The sequence below is a fragment of the Pedobacter cryoconitis genome (assembly GCF_014200595.1).
Taxonomy (GTDB): Bacteria; Bacteroidota; Bacteroidia; order Sphingobacteriales; family Sphingobacteriaceae; genus Pedobacter; species Pedobacter cryoconitis_C.
In genome coordinates this window covers 872,632-889,205 of sequence record NZ_JACHCG010000001.1, presented here as the reverse complement: position 1 = coordinate 889,205, position 16,574 = coordinate 872,632, and the positions used below count along the sequence as shown (strand labels likewise).

17 protein-coding genes are annotated in these 16,574 nt (G+C 39.3%); 6 read left to right on the top strand and 11 right to left on the bottom strand.

Features of this window, described 5'->3' with window-relative positions:
- Positions 1–505 precede the first annotated feature (505 nt).
- Positions 506–703, top strand: a complete 198-nt coding sequence (locus HDE70_RS04045) for a hypothetical protein (protein ID WP_068400825.1) — start codon at positions 506–508, stop codon at positions 701–703.
- A 72-nt stretch (positions 704–775) separates the two neighbouring features.
- On the opposite strand, the gene HDE70_RS04040 is transcribed toward HDE70_RS04045, so the two are convergent.
- Both HDE70_RS04040 and HDE70_RS04035 read right to left on the bottom strand, forming a co-directional pair.
- Complete coding sequence (locus HDE70_RS04040) at positions 776–1,261, bottom strand: YMGG-like glycine zipper-containing protein (protein WP_183865411.1); 486 nt, start codon at positions 1,259–1,261, stop codon at positions 776–778.
- 113 nt (positions 1,262–1,374) lie between these two features.
- On the bottom strand, positions 1,375–1,632 hold the full coding sequence (locus HDE70_RS04035; RefSeq protein WP_183865410.1) for a hypothetical protein: 258 nt from the start codon (positions 1,630–1,632) through the stop codon (positions 1,375–1,377).
- Between the two features lie 145 nt (positions 1,633–1,777).
- Between HDE70_RS04035 and HDE70_RS04030 the strand changes: the two genes are divergently transcribed.
- The 4 genes from HDE70_RS04030 (at position 1,778) to HDE70_RS04015 (ending at position 5,984) form a co-directional block, all read left to right on the top strand.
- Positions 1,778–1,984: a cold-shock protein gene (locus HDE70_RS04030; protein ID WP_037438206.1), complete on the top strand. Its 207-nt coding sequence runs from the start codon at positions 1,778–1,780 to the stop codon at positions 1,982–1,984.
- Positions 1,985–2,089: 105 nt separating this feature from the next.
- A complete protein-coding gene (locus HDE70_RS04025) occupies positions 2,090–2,905 on the top strand; it encodes an NAD(P)H-binding protein (RefSeq protein ID WP_183888162.1) in 816 nt (271 codons plus the stop codon).
- Positions 2,906–3,042: 137 nt separating this feature from the next.
- Positions 3,043–4,428, top strand: a complete 1,386-nt coding sequence (locus HDE70_RS04020; RefSeq protein WP_183888160.1) for an MBL fold metallo-hydrolase — start codon at positions 3,043–3,045, stop codon at positions 4,426–4,428.
- A 221-nt stretch (positions 4,429–4,649) separates the two neighbouring features.
- Complete coding sequence (locus tag HDE70_RS04015; protein ID WP_183888158.1) at positions 4,650–5,984, top strand: OmpA family protein; 1,335 nt, start codon at positions 4,650–4,652, stop codon at positions 5,982–5,984.
- Positions 5,985–6,066: 82 nt separating this feature from the next.
- Here HDE70_RS04015 and HDE70_RS04010 read toward each other — a convergent pair whose 3' ends face one another.
- The 9 genes from HDE70_RS04010 to HDE70_RS03970 form a co-directional block, all read right to left on the bottom strand.
- A complete protein-coding gene (locus tag HDE70_RS04010; protein ID WP_183865406.1) occupies positions 6,067–6,417 on the bottom strand; it encodes a hypothetical protein in 351 nt (116 codons plus the stop codon).
- Positions 6,418–6,424: 7 nt separating this feature from the next.
- The gene (locus tag HDE70_RS04005; protein ID WP_183888156.1) at positions 6,425–7,525 is read right to left on the bottom strand and encodes an NADH:flavin oxidoreductase; all 1,101 of its coding nucleotides are present in this window, start codon (positions 7,523–7,525) and stop codon (positions 6,425–6,427) included.
- A gap of 10 nt (positions 7,526–7,535) precedes the next feature.
- A complete protein-coding gene (locus tag HDE70_RS04000) occupies positions 7,536–7,835 on the bottom strand; it encodes an ArsR/SmtB family transcription factor (protein WP_183888154.1) in 300 nt (99 codons plus the stop codon).
- Between the two features lie 160 nt (positions 7,836–7,995).
- Entirely contained in the window at positions 7,996–8,934 is a 939-nt protein-coding gene (locus HDE70_RS03995; protein ID WP_183865403.1) for an L-histidine N(alpha)-methyltransferase, read from the bottom strand.
- Between the two features lie 4 nt (positions 8,935–8,938).
- A complete protein-coding gene (gene egtB, locus HDE70_RS03990; protein ID WP_183865402.1) occupies positions 8,939–10,087 on the bottom strand; it encodes an ergothioneine biosynthesis protein EgtB in 1,149 nt (382 codons plus the stop codon).
- 1 nt (position 10,088) lies between these two features.
- The gene (locus HDE70_RS03985) at positions 10,089–11,657 is read right to left on the bottom strand and encodes an ABC transporter permease/substrate-binding protein (protein WP_183865401.1); all 1,569 of its coding nucleotides are present in this window, start codon (positions 11,655–11,657) and stop codon (positions 10,089–10,091) included.
- 1 nt (position 11,658) lies between these two features.
- Entirely contained in the window at positions 11,659–12,546 is an 888-nt protein-coding gene (locus HDE70_RS03980; protein WP_183865400.1) for an ABC transporter ATP-binding protein, read from the bottom strand.
- Positions 12,547–13,929, bottom strand: coding sequence for a dihydrolipoyl dehydrogenase (gene lpdA / locus HDE70_RS03975; RefSeq protein WP_183865399.1), 1,383 nt, complete (start codon positions 13,927–13,929; stop codon positions 12,547–12,549). It lies immediately after the preceding gene.
- 14 nt (positions 13,930–13,943) lie between these two features.
- Complete coding sequence (locus tag HDE70_RS03970) at positions 13,944–15,113, bottom strand: aminotransferase class V-fold PLP-dependent enzyme (protein WP_183888152.1); 1,170 nt, start codon at positions 15,111–15,113, stop codon at positions 13,944–13,946.
- Positions 15,114–15,268: 155 nt separating this feature from the next.
- On the opposite strand from HDE70_RS03970, the gene HDE70_RS03965 reads away from it, so the two are divergent.
- A complete protein-coding gene (locus HDE70_RS03965; RefSeq protein WP_183888150.1) occupies positions 15,269–16,558 on the top strand; it encodes an acetyl-CoA hydrolase/transferase family protein in 1,290 nt (429 codons plus the stop codon).
- Positions 16,559–16,574: the final 16 nt, after the last annotated feature.

Sequence of the window (16,574 nt, the reverse complement as noted above, 5' to 3'; positions counted from 1 at the left end):
ACACCAAAATCAATATCCAAAATATGCAAATATTAACCGTAAAAGGAAATAAATAAACCAAATAATTATTAATTACCAAATAACAATACTCACAAGAATTAAAAGAATACTATTATCCTTACGATAACTACCTCAGCTTTTAAACTGGTTACATTAAAAGAAACTCACCTGGCATCACTACTCCTTAAAAGAATAATTCCCCATATTTTATCCGTTAATCCCGCAAATTTTCCTCAAACAGAACAACACATATTCAGCCTGGGCTTTTGTAAATAAATTATTTTGTGTATATTTGCGTAGAACGGAGTATAAACTCAAACTCTCTTAATACTTACTTGCTAATCAATCCATTTGATTAGATTCAATTTCTCCTGGCTCCCCTACCGTTGTTGCCCGGGAATTTAAGTTTTATTCGGGCTAGATCGATCCAGTACTATATTGTTTATGGAACGCCTTAACAAGTAACAGCAGAGAAGAGTTATTTTTTAACTAAATACGGAAATTTATGGCTAAGTCTCAGGCGACCTTCATGAAGAAGCAACTAGAAAAAAACAGGCAGAAGAAAAAAGAAGATAAAGAGCAACGCAAAGAAGAACGCAAGCAGAATTCAACAGGCGGCGATCTGGAAAGTATGATGGCATACGTAAATGAATACGGTGAAATTGTATCTACACCTCCAGAAAAAGCACCTGAAAAGAAATAAATAAAAAGGCCTGATTTATCATATGATAAATCAGGCCTTTTTATTTTACCGAAACGGTTACTGATTAAAAACCTAGTTTTTAGGCTGGACCCTACCGGATTTTCTATCTTGTCCACGACCGATTAAATATCCGGCACCTGCACCTGCTACTCCACCGATAATAGCACCTCTGCCTTTCTTCTTATCAATAAGTGCACCGCCTAATCCACCTGCACCTGCACCAATAACAGTTCCTAACGCTGCACTGCTCCAACCTTTCTTTTTAGTTGTTGTAGTAGTAGTTGTGTGATGATCTACAGAATGACTGCGTGGCGAAGCCATGGTAGCAGCAGGAGCATTTTCAGCAGCTTTGGCAGAAGCCAGCATCAATACTCTTTTTTCTTCCTGTATTTTAGCAGCCTGCTGTTTTTCAGCAATATCTGCTTTTTTGAAGCTATCTAATCTCATACTGTCTTTTACAGCCTTGATCGTAGCTACTTTAATTGCTTCTTCCTTCCTGGCATTAGTACATGCTGTAAAAGCAAGTGCTATACCTAATATTGCGAACGTATTTTTCATTTTGTGTTTTTTTAGTTGTTATATAGATATTAAAGTCACATAACTATTTGCTAAAATGATGCCAAGATTAATATTCCTGTTACAATAACTCTTAAAACTTATTTCAACCCGGCTTATTTATCCATTAAAGGGGAATGGCCAGGTGCTTCTCCCGTATCATGCTCATCATCTTCTCCATCGGGATTATGCGAAACCCGGTCATTATCATTGTTATAATTAGTCTTTTCCGGATTTACAGAAGAACCATCCGCATCCAGTCCTAAATTGTCTGCTTCCCGATACGTCTCCAGATCTTCTGATGGAGGATTTGTTTTAATCCCATTTAGCTGGTCTGTTTTAACCTTATTTGCTTTTGATCCTGAATTTATCATAAATTGATCTTTTATATTTTAATAACAACAAAAACAATATGCGCTGGTTTTACTCAATTCATGTAAAATGAATACAATAAGCAATTAAGATTTTGGATATTAGTATTCAATTGATTATTTTCACAGCGAAATTTATAACATTAATATGCGTACAACAGGAAAAGTTAAATGGTTTAATTCTGCAAAAGGGTTTGGTTTTATAACTCCAGAAGATGGAGGAAAAGATATTTTCGTACATTTTTCTGCGATTGCAGGAGATTCATTCAGAGAATTGAATGAAGGTGACAATGTAGAATTCGAATTGAATGACGGTAAAAAAGGCCCTGAGGCTTCTAATGTAACTGTTCTTTAAGAAATTCGTTAAAATTTAAAAAGGGGTGATGCAATGCATCACCCCTTTTTTTATAAAATCCACGCATAGCAATTTAAAAGTTCCAGACTACAAAAATCAGCATTAATGTATTCATTAAATAATAAAATCAGTATACTGGGTTGTGGCTGGTACGGATCAGCGCTTGCTAAAGAACTGCTAAAAAACGGATATATCGTAAAAGGTTCCACAACTACCCCTGATAAATTAGCAATTTTAAAACAAGCCGGAATCCTGCCCTATCTTATAAATTTCACGTCAGAGGAAGACATTATTAATAATGATTTTTTCGATTGCGATCTAATCATTATAAGCATTCCTCCAAAAAGAAGTACAGCAGAACAACACACCTTTTTATCAAAGATTCAGAAAGTATCAAAAGCAGCAGTAAATGGCAATATTCCAAATATTATCTTTATCAGTGCTACTTCAGTATATGGAGATTATAATCAGGAAGTTAATGAACATACTGCTCCAGATCCTGAAACTGAATCTGGTAAAGCAATTCTGGCTGCTGAACAAAATTTAACAGCCATTCCTGATTTTACCACTACAATACTCAGATTTGGGGGATTAATAGGCCCCGGCAGAGATCCAGGGAGATTCTTTGCAGGCAAATCAGCTATACCCAATGGAAAAGCTCCGGTAAATCTTATTCACCTGTCAGATTGTATCGGTTTAACATTACGCATCATTGAAAAGCAAGCTTTTGGTTATATTTTTAATGCATGTGCTACAGATCATCCAACCCGCTCCATATTCTATACTGCCGCAGCCTCAAGATCAGGATTAGAAATACCTCAGTTCAAAGATGAGCTGCTCAACTGGAAATCGGTGCATAGTATATATGTAGCCGAAAAACTCAACTATGAATTTAAGATCACACTAAATAGCCTTGTTTAAGTTTTAAAATGATATCTTGCTGATCTTTTTATTCTTTTTAAGCTTAAAGAATCCGGGCTTTTGCAATTAAAATTGTTTATCTTCTATTATAGATGTTTTAAACAGGCCCTAAAGATTGCGGAAAAATATATACAGACATGAAACTAACGATTTGGGGAGCAGCGAAACAGGTAACAGGAAGTATGCACCTGCTTCAATCAGACAATTACAATATACTTATAGATTGCGGACTTGATTATGAAAAGGAAACTTATCAGGAAGAAAACCAGTATTTCCCCTTTGATCCGGCTACTATAGATGTTGTTATTTTAACCCATGCCCATATTGACCATTCCGGAAATTTACCTACGCTTTTAAGACTGGGCTTTAATGGTCAGATTCTTTGTACACCACCAACGGCAGATTTAACAGAACTCCTGTTAATGGATTCTGTAAATATCTTCTTGAGTAAACAGAATAAAAGAGCAAGAGGCAAACGGGCGTCATCCGGCCCCAAACCACTTTACCTGCACAAGCATGTGATGGATACGGTAGACCGCTTTGTAACCATTGCCTTCGATAAAGATTTTACGATCAAAGAAGGTATTACCCTTCGCTTTATTCCTGTAGGCCATTTATTAGGTGCAGCAGCTGTGGTATTAAATATTATGGAAAACGGGCAGGAAAAACGCATCGCTTTTACCGGAGATATCGGCCGTAAAAACTACCCGGTTTTAGTAGATCCACAACCTATTCCTGAGGTTGACTACCTGGTATCTGAATCTACTTATGGCGGCAGGTTCCATAGCAAAGATACCACGATTGAACAGAAACTGGTGGAAACGATTAATGAAACCTGTATTAAATTCCCAGGGCGCCTGATTATTCCTGCTTTTAGTATAGGCCGGACCCAGGCACTGGTATATTCCCTCAATAAAATATTCAGTGAAGGCTTGCTTCCTCCTGTAAAAATATTTGTAGATAGCCCACTGGCTGGTTTTGCGACGGATGTTTACCGCAAACACCATCATTTACTCAATGAAGATTCTCAGGATTTTTATAACCGTAAAGGTGATGAGTTTGAATTCGAGGAACTTTCGTACGTACAAGACAAGAGAGAGAGTATTTCAATTTCTAATTATCACGAGCCATGTATTATTATCTCTTCTGCAGGTATGCTGGAAGGTGGAAGAATTCAGGATCATCTGTATCATAATATCCAAAATTACTACTGTACTATTCTGTTTATCGGCTATTGTGCCAAAGGAACTTTAGGCAACAGGCTACTCAGAGGAGACCCTATTGTCCGTTTACGTCATCGTGATTTAATGGTTTTTGCAACAATCAAGCAAACAGATTTACTAAGCGGGCACGGTGATCATGACGATTTGTTAAACACGGTGAAACAACAACGTCCCGAAAAGCTCAAAAAAGTATTCCTTGTTCATGGTGAAAGTAAAAGTCTGGAGAGTTTAGCCGCTGCAATAACAGACGCCGGATATGCGGTAACGATACCAGAAAAAGGTGAAGTATTTGAACTGTAATTTAATGAAATAATTCATTTTGTATCAAATACTATACACTTTATTGAACTTCAACAGAGAATAGTCAGTATTAACTTAAAAAACAAATTACCTCATAAATAACTCATAATCAGTTTATTCTATATTTCTAATCTCAATTAAATCTCAATTGGCAGGATTATTACGTGTTGGCTAATCATTCAGTAGAGTACTGATGATTTAATATCTAACTATAAATAAAGATGAACTCAAGAATTACAAAATCAGCGTTGATACTATCCTTAGTAGGACTATCAACCTCGTTGTTCGCTCAGGATGTTACGCCTGATACAACAAAACGCTTTGAAAAAAAAGATTTCCGTACCTGGTCAATCGGGCTAAACGGTGGTATGTTAACGCACTATACTCCTTTCAATAATAGAGCTAATGGCGACTTTAGTACTCCACAAGAAAGCTGGGGTTACGGTGGTTACATTAAGAAACAAATTCTTCCGGGATTCGGTATCCAGGCAGACTTCCTTGCAGGTAAAGTAAAAGGTCTGAGAGCTAACAACCCAGACGGTACTACTCAGGCAGGTACTAGTTTCGAAACTCGTATTGACTGGTCGGCAGCTGTAAGTGGTAACTTTACCATTGCAAACATGAGCTTAAACCACAAACGTACTGTACTATCGCCTTACTTAACAGCTGGTGCTGGTTACATGTCTTCAAGTGCTAATACAAATGCAATTGGAACAGCTGCTGTACCTGCTGGAAACACAGGTTATGGCGAACACTGGTTTATCCCAGTTGGAGCAGGTTTTAAAGTTGGTTTATCAAAAGGTGTTAACCTTGATTTAGGTTACACAGTTAATTTCATGAAAACTAACAACTTTGACGGTGTACAAAGTGCAACTAATGACAAATTCACCTACGCACATGCTGGTGTTGAAATTGCCCTTGGTAAAAGAGGAACTTCTCAATTACAAAATTACAGTGCAATCGCAGCAGTTCGTGAAGAAAGTGCAGCAGAAAGCGCTGAGTTAAGAAGAGCATTATCTACTTCTGAGCAAAACAGATTGAGAGATCAGGAACAATATGCTAAAGATATGGGTGATGAAGATGGAGACGGTGTAGCTAACAAATTTGACAAGTGCCCTGGAACTCCAGCAAACACTACTGTTGATGGTGCTGGTTGTCCTTTAAAAACACCAAAACAAATTATCAAAGAAAAAGTAATCGTTACTGCTGAAGATCGTAAAGTAGTTGATGAAGCAATCAGAAACTTAGAGTTTGACTTAGGTAAATCTACTATCCGTTCTACTTCATACAATACTTTAAACAGAGTTGCTGCTTTATTAGTAGAGAAAAACTTTAGCTTGAAATTAGCTGGTCACACAGATAACACTGGTTCAATGGCTATCAACTTACGTCTTTCTAAAGACAGAGCTGAAGCGATCAAAACTTACTTAGTTTCACAAGGTGCTAATGCATCTCGTATTGAAGCAACAGGTTACGGTCCAAACCAACCAATTGCATCTAACAAAACTGCTGCTGGTCGTCAGAAAAACAGAAGAGTTGAATTCTCTTTATTTTAATCAGAACAGTTTAAATCAATAAAAAAAAGCAGGTGTCTCCAATGGACACCTGCTTTTTTTATATACAATAATTTTATAAAAGCTAATCCGGATCCCGTTCCGGCCAGTACTCCCCGGTTAATTCCAGTTCCCCTGCCTTTTCATCCAGATGAACAGTTACGGTCATCTTTTCTTGTTGTAAGGTATCAATCGCACTACATGCACTAAACTCTTCTAATACATACTGAAGCTTCAATGTGGTAAGCTCTGCATTATTGGATATACTATCAGGAACAACTGTTACCCTGCTTACCTTTTCACGTGCATGATAAGCTTGAAGCATATAAGCAACCTGAGCTGCATGCAATTGAATAGTTTGAAGAATCAAGGCAGAATCCACCTGAACAGGAACCTCCTGAACAGGTGAAATCTTTAATTTTATAGTAGATAGCATATACTATTTAAACCAGCTCAGCAAGTGCCGCAGCAGTAAACCCTTTTAACTCATCTTCACGGTGATCACGAATCTTTTGCACCCAATTTGGATCAGCTAAAAGTGGTCTTCCAACAGCAACTAAGTCAAAATCACCACGATCCAATCTTCCAACCAATTCATCCAGAGAACTAGGTTGCGAAGACTCACCAGCAAAAGCAGCAGTAAAATCTCCATTCAAACCTACCGATCCTACAGTAATCGTAGCAGCACCAGTAATCTTCTTAGCCCATCCCGCAAAGTTTAAGTCTGAACCTTCAAACTCAGGCTCCCAGAAACGACGTTGTGAGCAATGCAAAATATCGACACCAGCATCTACGATAGGATTTAACCAGCTATCCATTTCTGTCGGGTTAGCCGCAAGTTTATAATTATAATCTTGTGGTTTCCATTGCGATAAACGAAGGATGACCGCAAAATCATTACCAACCTGTCTGCGTACTTCTTTAACTACCTCTACCGCAAAACGGCTTCTTTCAGCAATTGTCTTACCGCCATAATTATCGGTACGGTGGTTCAGCTGGTCCCAGAAAAACTGGTCAATTAAATAACCATGTGCACCGTGTATTTCTACAGTATCGTAACCTAGTCTTTTAGCATCAGCTGCCGCACGTCCGTAAGATAAAATCGCATCAGCAATATCGCTTTCGGTCATTGCTTTACCTTTTTGCTGTCCAGGATTTACAAATCCTGATGGTCCTTCAAATTCTACAGAAGGAACCCAGCCAGATTTATGGTCAGCCTGTATGCCCATATGCCAGATCTGAGGTCCCATCTGACCTCCAGCTGTATGCACATCTTTAATTACTTTATCCCATCCTGCCAATGCTTTTTCTCCATAAAAATGAGGAATACTCGGATCGCTTGCCGAAGAAAGACGGTCAATCACCGTACCTTCTGATAAAATCAAACCAACATCACCAGCTGCTCTTTTACGGTAATAATCAGCTACATCTGCTGTTGGTATGCCATTTGGCGAGAATGCCCGTGTCATTGGTGCCATCACCAATCTATTTTTCATGTTCAATGTTTTCAGCTTAAAGGGCTGGAACAGACTGTCTGTATTCATAGCTATTTAATTATATTGAAGTTTCTATTAATTGTTTAAGTTCGAGGCAGGCCGTCTCATTCCTTTTATAATATGTCCATTGTCCGATCCGGGTTGATTCGATCAATCCGCTTCTTTGCAGAATAGACAGATATTCAGAAATTGTAGATTGCGTCAACTGCGCTTTGCATTGTATCTGACCCACGCAAACACCCACCTCTTTTATATCCCGGTCTTGTGGAGGAAAATGTAATTCAGGCTCTTTCAGCCATTGTAAAATCATTAATCTTGTCTTATTCGACAACGCTTTAAATACCTCTACCTGATCCATACTACAAATGTATATCGGAATTTCCCGATATCCCTATCAAAGAATACAAAGTGACATTAAGCTGATACCCAGACAAAAAACTGACAATAAAAAAGGCTTAACCACCCTGTTAAGAGTAATTAAGCCTTTAAAGAATAAATGGATACTGATTACAACCTGGTTATACGCATTGCCAAACTGTATCTACAAACCATTTCTTATGATCATAGAAATGTGTTACAGTTTTAAATCCCGATATTTTAGCCATATTCTCTATCTCCTGTATACTATACTTTTGGGAAATCTCCATATAAATGACTTCATTTTCATGAAATTGAAAAGTTTGATCAGCAATATTCACTTTCTGATTTTTCTTACTCACCAGATAACTTTTACAAGCACCAGTTATCGGATCATAGTTTGGATAATGCTGAAATTGAGATACCTTAAAATCACCACCTAATTCATCATTTATCCGATGCAGCAGGTTCAGGTTAAAATCACGCGTAAAACCCGCGGCATCATTATAAGCGGCAAGAATAGTATGCGGGTTCTTTTTCAAATCAAAACCAATTAACACTAAATCTCCTTCTTGTAGTGCAGCACGGATTTTACGACAAAATTCAATCGCATTTTCCGGTGTCTCATTTCCAATATTCCCTCCAAGGAGCATAACCACCTTCTTTCTGGAAGAGATATGATTCGCTTTTTCCAGCATATCAAAATACTCTCCGTTTAAGCCTTTTACTTTGAGGCCTTTGATTTTCTCTGGTAATGACTGTTCTAAATGCGCAATCATTGTAGAAGAAATATCAATGGGCATATAAGTAAAATCTACTTTGGTATCCACCAGTTCTTTAAGCAGATAACTTGACTTGGTAGCATCCCCTGCCCCCATTTCGACCAGATCGAAAGTATTAAACCCGTTTTTCAAGGTGACTGCCAGGTCTTTAAACCGCTCTGTGAAGATTTCCTTTTCACAATTGGTCGGGTAATATTCAGGACAATTCATAATCTCCTGAAAAAGTTTATCTCCCTTTCCATCGTAAAAATACTTAGCGTTTAAAGTTTTTTGTGGTTGACTAAGGTCATGTAGAACCTCTTTTAAAAATTGATTCATATCATTATTTTGAAAGCCTGATACCACTGAACATCCAGCGCATATCAGGGTGAAAGAAGTTTCTATAAGTGTTTCTGCTGTGATTTGCAGGAGTAGCAATTGATGCTCCGCGCAATACTTTCTGATTCACCATAAATTTACCATTATACTCGCCCAGTGCTCCGGCAGCTTTGGAGAAACCCGGATACGGCAGGTATGCACTCTCCGTCCATTCCCACAATTTACCCCATTCAAATGAAGAAGAAGCTACTTCCCATTCAAATTCCGTTGGTAAACGCATGCCTTTCCATTGTGCATAAGCCGAAGCTTCATAGTAACTGATATTGGAAACCGGCGAATTCATTTTTAAGCTTTCCAGTCCGGATAAACTATAACGATGCCATTGCCCTTCTATTTCATACCAATATAAAGGTGCATTGATCTGTTTTTCATTTACCCAGTCCCAGCCTTGCGCATGCCATAAACTAAAATCCTGATACCCTCCTGCCTTTATAAATTCCACATATTCTGCATTACTGACCAGGCGGGTTGAAATACTGAAGTTCTGAATATATACTTTATGCCTGCCCAGCTCATTATCGAAATGAAAAGAGTCTCCCTGGTATCCAACTTCATGAACACCTTCTTTGAACTCTACCCATCCTTGTTCAGCCAGCGTTAATCCCTTTTCTATATTATCGGCAGCATAAGCCGGAAATAAAGGATTGTGACCCAGTATATATTTGATATCATACCATAACAGCTCCTGATGTTGCTGTTCATGATTTAAGCCTAATATCAGAAGCTCTTCTATTCCCTTACTGACACCGCAAAGCAGGAATTTCTCCATCGCCTCGTCCACATAAGCACGATAATGGAAAATTTCATCTACCGTCGGACGGCTTAAATTACCTCTGTCTGTACGAATCACCCTTGCTCCTATACTTTCATAATAACTATTGAAAACATAGTTGTAATCCGGATTAAAAGGTTGATAGGCAATAGCGTGAGGTATCAAAATAAAGGTCTCAAAAAACCAGGTGGTGTGCCCGAGATGCCATTTAGGCGGGCTAACCTCTTCCGCCGGCTGTACCACGTAGTCTTCTTTTTGCAGTTTGTCACATACCAATACGCTATGCGACCTCACTGCGGAGTATTGCTCCCAAAGTGACATATTAATTTTGGTTTAGATGGTTGGTTAAGTTTGTTATACTTTTAATATGCAAACTTTGTGCCTGTTCTCTTCTCATCATCAGTGCATAGGCATTATTAAAGCCTATTGGCTTAAGCCACTTAATATTGAACTGACTTTTAAATTCATCACTGACATAGCGATATACGCCATCCACATCTCCTGTCAGTTTATTTATAGTTTTTTCGTCTGGTTTAAGCAGCACTAAAAAACCTGTCCCTGTATACTCCGGATAAAAATCGATCTGATTATTAGTCAGTGCATCAAAACATATTTTTGTACCCCCTAATCCTGTTTTAGTCACGACTTCCAAATCTGTATTCCCTTTAATCAGTATTTTGTAGATCTGAGCCAGGATATATTGCTCTCCAAATATCTTTGATCCTATTCTTATGGTACCTTTTCCGGCAGTTCTGGCTGGCTTATATAAATGATGTGCTTTGGTAAAATCCAGGGCCACCTTTTCAGGAGTCTCTTTGAGCTGATCAACTCTATAATTCATCGCAATCATCGTTGAATCATTAATAAACCCCGACAACTGATTCAAGACACCTTCAAGCTCAGGATGCTGGTCCAGCACTTCCTGCCGCACTACCGGAGCAGCATAATAAGGAGGAAAGATATGCTTGTCATCTTCCAGAATAACCAGGTCATAGGCTTTCAGCCTTCCATCGGTACTATAACCACTAATTACGTCTAATTTTTTCTCAAAAGCAGCTTTATACATTACAGCATCACTGATTACTACAGTTTCAATTCCCAATTTATAGATTCTTTTCAGTCCTAAATACCCATCTTCTCTACCCATAAACTCAGGAGTGAAGCCACCTAACATCTTTCCGCCAATTTGCGTTGGCAATAAATAAAAAGAACTCAGTGTAATCAAAGCAAAAGGAAGTACCAGGTAAGAGATACGAATACTTTTCAAGTTTAGTTTTTGAACGAGAGACAATAAAAAATCCAGCACAATTGCCAGTAAAGCGGCAGGAATAGCCCCTGCCAGAATCATATTAGAGTTATTTAAAGCGATACCGCCGAAGATAAATTCTCCTAAACCACCCGCAGCAATATAGGCTGCCAAGGTCGCTACACCAACATTAATTACGGTAGCTGTCCGGATACCGGCCATCAGCACAGGAAAGGCCAATGGCAATTCAACTTTCATCAGGATCTGCCATTTACTCATTCCCATTCCTTTGGCTGCTTCAACTACCGCAGGGTTTACCTCCATAATCCCAGTATAGGTATTTCTGATAATCGGCAATAGTGCATAAAGAAATAGTGCAAGAATAGCTGGCTTCGGGCCAATGCCCAGAAAAGGAATCAATACCCCAAGCAGCGCAATACTTGGAATAGTCTGTAAGATACCGGCTAAACCTAATACAATACCAGATAGCTTTTGCTTCCTGGTAATCAGTATACCTACCGGAACAGCAATCAGGATCGCAATGATTAAAGAAATCAAAGTTAGTCCTATGTGTGCCCAGGTCTGGCTCCATAATTTATCAGATTGCTGACCGACAAAATCCCAGAAACTTTGTGCCTGCTCCATATTATTGTTTTTTATAAGCTGAAAAAGCACGCATCAGATCTTCCATATCCATTGAATTGTCTTTACTGCCGGTCTGAAGTAATTGCTCCATTCTTTCCCAAACAGTAACCTTCTGATCTGAATAACCCGGCAATAATTCAGCAATCAACACAGATTTCAATTCCAGTTGCAAACGTTGCTCTTTAAAGAAATCAGCTACAAAGTTATTTGCGGGATGAAAAAGTAAATCTTCTGGTGTTCCGATTTGTTTAATCACGCCTTTGTCCATCAGGCAAATCCGGTCTCCCATTTCAAAAGCCTCCTGTACATCATGTGTAACCATCACCACTGTCTTTTTAACCAATTCATCCAAAGCCTTAAACTCTTTACGGATACTAATTCTTGTTAAATTATCCAATGCGCCAAAAGGCTCATCCATTAACAAAACCGGAGGGTTCACCATTAGTGATCTGGCCAGACCAACCCGCTGCTGCTGTCCGCCGCTTAAAGCAGCCGGGTATTTACTAGCTAAAGCAGGATCAAGGTTCAGTTTATGAAATAATTCATCTGCTCTTTTACGGATATCCTCATTTTTCCATTTCAGTAATCGCGGGACAATAGCAATGTTTTCAGCGACTGTATAGTGTGGAAAAAGACCATGATTTTGCAATACATAACCTATTCCACGTCTTAATTCTTCTGGCTGTCTGGTACTGATATCAACCCCATCCAGAAAAACAGTTCCTGAATCTGGTGCAATCAGCCTGTTGATCATGCGCAATGTAGTTGTTTTACCGCAACCGCTTGTACCTAATAAAATCAGGTTTTCGCCTTCTTTTACCTCAAAGCTGATATCATTAACAGCCATTGAAGTGCCAAATTTCCTGACCAGGTTTTCTGCTTTAATCATTTAAGCGAGTGACATAAATAAATTATTGAGAGATTCAGCGTACAAAGGATGTGCAAAAATGGTAAATCTTATCTCCTCATAAGTGATCTTTCCCATCATCGCCATTTGCAAAATTGACATAATCTCGCCCCCTTGTTCACCAATGATTGTTGCACCGAGTATCTGTTTGGTTGTTTTATCAACCACAGCTTTCATAAAGCCCCTGGTTTCAGCATTTTCAATTGCCCTGGCTACATTTCGCATTGGAATTTTAGCAACCAGGTAATCGAGTCCCTGTGCAGCCGCCTGTGTTTCAGTTATGCCAATCCGGCCTAATTGAGGGTCAGTAAACATACAATAGGGCACCATACGGTCTTTAATACTCATTTTACTTCCTTCCAAAAGATTTTTGGTGACTACAATATAGTCATTATATGAAATATGTGTAAAGGCCGGGCCGCCTTTTACATCTCCTAAAGCGTATATATTTGGTGCCTTAGTTTCCAGAAATTCATTCACTTTAACAAATCCGTGCGGATCACATTCCACAGTCGTATTTTCTAGTCCTAAAGCTGTTGTTTGAGGTGCCCTGCCTGATGCAAGCAGTACATGTGTACAGGTAATAGTCTTTTTTTCACCTTTTAAAACTAGAGTAGCCCTAATTTTATCATGAGCCAGTGTTTCAAATTTCACGACTTTGGCTTCTGTTAAAACCTCCATTCCTTCTTCTTTGAAGATCTCGCTCATAACTTCACAAACATCATTATCTTCTTTTGGCATTAGCTGTCCGCCTTGTTCCATAATGGTAATTTTGGAACCAAAACGCTTAAACATCTGCCCGAATTCCAGCCCGATATAACCTCCCCCAACAATCAGCAGATGCTCAGGAACCTCTTTAAGTTCAAGAATAGTGGTTGAAGTGAGATATTTAATGGCTTTAACCCCTTCTATATCGGGTATCCGGGGACTTGCCCCTGTATTAATGAAAATATGTTTAGCTGTATAATTCTCAAAATTACCGTCTCTTTCATTCACATATACAGTATGGTCATCCTGAAATTTAGCCTCCCCATAAATTAAGGTCAGGTTCTTCGTTTTTTCGATTCCGGCAATTGAGCCTTCACGGAATTGAGTCACAATAGCTGCTTTACGGGCCATAATTGCTTTGAAGTCTATCTCATAAGCAGGTATATCAATCCCGAGGTCTTTACTTCTGCCAGCCTGGTAAGCTAGCCTGGCAGAAGCGACCATAGCTTTAGTTGGCGTACATCCATCATTGATACAAGTACCACCAACCATTCTTTTTTCTATCAATGCAGTTTTCCAGCCTGCATTTGCTAATTTCTTAGCCAGGGGCACGCCAGCCTGACCTGCACCGATTACTATTGCGTCAAATTCCTTCATTAAACGAATAACAATTAAAAATCCAAAATGGCGACAACTTTTTCTAATTCTTCAGCAGTATTGAAATAATGAGGCGAAAGACGGATTGCACTTTCTATGTTTTTCTTCGGAAAATCGATCATTGCAGAGCCTACAGAGGCAATAGAGAAATAAACATCATGTGCACGAAGCTGTTCTGCAATTTCTTGTGTAGTATGGTGATCCATGGTAAAAGTCAGGATATTACTGACCCTTGATCCCCAATCTTGTAAATTCAGCCCCTTTACTTGTTTCAATTGACTTCTGAACTGGGCCATTAAACCTGTATTGTACTTTTCAATATTCACCATTCCAATCTGATTGGCATATTTCACTGCTTCTTTAAGCGCTAAACGGCTTGCAATTGAAGACTCCCAGAACTCAAAACGCTTAGCTGTCGGCTGTAGAGTATAACCGTTTACTGAAGTCCATTCTGCACCAATCATATCAATAATAAGCGGGGCTAAACCTGCTTCAAGCGCCCGATCAGATACATAAAGAAATCCGGTACCACGTGGTCCGCGCAGGAATTTTCTGCCGGTAGCCGCCAGGAAATCACATCCGATTGCTTGTACATCTACTACCAATTGCCCTATTGACTGACAAGCATCAACCAGGTACCAGCAGTTATATTTACGGCAAATCGCCCCTACTTCTGCTGCTGCCTGTATAAGTCCTGAACTGGTTGGAATATGCGTCAGGGCAACTAATTTTGGCTGATGTTGTTTAACCAGTTCTTCAAATGCTGTTAAATCAATATCTCCATTAGCCAGGTTACCGCCTCTGATGATGTCAATTCCAAAGCGTTTCTTTAAAGAAAGAAAAGAGATTTGATTGGAGATATAATCATCGTCTGTGGTCAGAATAACATCTCCGGATTTAAATTCAATAGCAGAAATCGCCTTTGCATAAGCATCTGTAGCACTGTTCTGAAAAGATATATTCTCAGCATTGCAGTTGAGCAGTTGAGCGGTTTCTGTATAGAATTCATCTACTCCCGGTTGGTTCAGATAAGCGAGCGCATATCCTCCAATCCGGGCTTCTTCAGTCAGACTATCTATCATTTGATTAAATACGGTATCGGTCACTAATGAAGAGCCTGCACTGTTCAGGAAAATTTTATCTGTACAACCTCTGGTTTCTTTTCTGATTGTGTTTAAGTCCATTTTTTAAGAAATTGATTGATCTCTGTTAACAATATTTTATATCGGTAAAAGGTAATGAAAAACCTTTAAACCTAATCTATATCATGCTGGATTTTGATTAGTATCACACATTATTCCAGCTTATTTGTTCTAATTGCAGTTAAATAGAACAGCTTATGAGTCAACCAAAATATAGTAGCGCAGCAGATGCCGTAAAATATATCCAATCCGGACAGCGCGTATTCCTTCATGGTAGTGCAGCAACCCCGGTCTTATTGATTAAAGCCCTTCAGCAGCGGCATGCAGAGCTTAAAAACGTAGAATTAGTTAGTATTTCAACCTTGGGTGATGTCGATTTCAACAATCCCGAATGGCGTGGAAGCTTTTTCTTCAATTCCTTATTTACCTCAGCAAACACCCGTTCTGTTGTCAATAGCGCCAATGGTGATTATGTTCCTATCTTTTTAAGTCAGATCCCGAAACTCTTCAGAGAAGGATTTCTGCCCCTTGATGTAGCTATAGTGCAGGTCTCTCCGCCTGATGTACATGGTTATTGTTCCTTGGGAACTTCCGTAGATATCGCAAGGGCAGCCGTAGATACCGCAAAACATGTCATTGCTCAGGTTAACCCCAATATGCCGCGCACACACGGTGACGGCTATTTGCATAGCAGTAAAATAAACACATTTGTATGGCATGAATCGGTATTACCAGAAGTAGATTATTCGGCAAAAGTGAGTAGCGCCATGGTTACTATTGGTCAGCATATCGCCTCTTTAGTGGAAGATGGTGCCACTCTTCAACTCGGAATAGGAGGTATCCCCGACCAGGTTTTAAAGAATTTAGGCAACCACAAAAACCTCGGTTTGCATACAGAAATGTTGTCGGACGGAGTGATTCCACTTATACAAAATGGGATCATCAATAACAGTATGAACAAGATTAACCGCGGTAAATCGATCACCTCATTTATGATTGGAACGCGTAAACTTTATGACTTTGTGAACGATAACCCGAGCATCAGAGTGATGGATATTTCCTATGCAAACGACACCAGTGTGATCCGCCAAAACCCAAAAGTCACGGCTATAAATTCTGCAATTGAACTGGATTTAACAGGTCAGATCTGTGCCGATTCGATGGGAACTTTTCAGTACTCCGGCATCGGCGGACAGATGGATTTTATTCATGGTGCCTCTCTGTCTCCGGGAGGAAAACCAATCATCGCCCTGCCGTCAATTACCTCAAAAGGGATCTCCAGAATTGTACCATTTTTAAAAGAAGGAGCGGGTGTAGTAACCACCCGCGGACATGTACATTGGGTGGTTACTGAGTATGGAAAAGTAAACCTTTTCGGTAAAAGCCTGAAGCAGCGCGCGAAGGCATTAATTGAGCTGGCGCATCCGGATCACCGGGAAAATCTGGAGAGAAAATGCTTTGAAAGGTTCGAAACTTCTTTCGAATAGCAAAAACAGGAAATAC